This is a genomic window from Xenorhabdus griffiniae, from assembly GCF_015163655.1.
Taxonomy (GTDB): Bacteria; Pseudomonadota; Gammaproteobacteria; order Enterobacterales; family Enterobacteriaceae; genus Xenorhabdus; species Xenorhabdus griffiniae.
This window is the reverse complement of the sequence record NZ_JADEUF010000257.1, coordinates 1-1,295: the sequence shown is the minus strand read 5'-3', so window position 1 is coordinate 1,295 and position 1,295 is coordinate 1. Positions and strand designations below refer to the sequence as shown.

The 1,295-nt window shown below is 57.5% G+C and carries 1 protein-coding gene; it reads right to left on the bottom strand.

Annotated elements, in window-relative coordinates:
• The coding region (locus tag IQ211_RS19320) for a DUF6531 domain-containing protein (RefSeq protein WP_193836482.1) at positions 1–1,295 on the bottom strand (1,295 nt) is incomplete at both ends.

Here is a 1,295-nt window from a genome sequence, read left to right as displayed (position 1 = left end):
CGCCGCGATAACCAGGCCAAATTCATTACGTGTCAGCGTGGTTTTGCGGCCATCGGGGGCAATAAAGCAGGCCGCATTGCCCCTGTCATCGTATTGCTGCCACCAGACCCGACCGAGGGGATCGGTCATGCTGATAAGGCGGTCAGTGTCATCATAGTGGTATTGCCAGGTTGCCCCGGTCGCATCCGTCAATGCCGTCACCAGCCCGCTATCCGCCAGATAATCTAACGTCAGGGTTTGTCCTTCCGGTAAAATCTGCTGGCGCAGGTTACCCCATTCATCGTATTTATAACGCGTGACATGACCACACGGGGTTTCGACCCGGGTGACCTGCTGCTGGTCAGTGTAATGCCAGGTGGTGGTGTGACCTTGTGGCGTGGTGGAACGGGTGATGCCCGGCTCATAGGTCAGTTGCACCGGATAGAACCCGCCGCTGCCCACACTATGAATACAACGGCCCTGCGTATCATAGGTATAATCGACCGCCGTCTGGTCGCCATCCGACCAGCGACTGATCAGTCCCTCATCGTTGTATTCATAAAACAGGTGAAAATGCTGGGTACTGTCGGCCTCAGCCAGCCGGCCATCGGCGTGATAATCATAATGCGCCATCACGGCATCCAGACCGTTATCCGTGCGACGAATATCGGTTAGCCGGCCATCTTCACGGTAGTACAACCGCAGTGCCGGGCCGTCACTGTGGGTCACGTTTGCCAGCTGATGACGGTCATCATAATGGAAACGTACCGCATTGCCGTTACGGTCGCGATGTTCGGTCAGCCGCCAACGTTGTATGCCGATGGCACCGTCTTCTTCTGCGGATGCCCGCAACGCAAAATATTTGCGCACCGGGTTATTCCGTTCGCTCAGGACAAAGCCCTGTTTTTGCCGGCTGAGCCGGAATTCCGGGTGCTCCGGGTTGATACTGTGGTCCACGCTCGGCGGCAGGGCGAAATGCAGGGAAGCGCCTTCCAGCGTCAGGACTTCCACCCAGTCGCCCGTGACGATAACGGCTTCGGAGAAATTGTCCAGCCAGTTTTCGCCCAGCAGGCCCCGCCATCCCGGTGACCAGCTGCGGGTAAAGTGCAGCGGTAGCGTCTGGCCCAGTTCAAACTCGGTGCGCTGGTCAAACAGGCTGCCGGTGGTCACGTCTATCGGGTCGCCTGTGAAGAATTTTTTGGTGGCCTGAGTGAAACGTTTAACCCCTTTATGGGTGGTAAACGCGGTTTTAGCACAAATCAGCCGGCCCTTCAGGGCATGGCCCGCTTTTTTAGCCCCCTGTTTTGCGCCCGCCA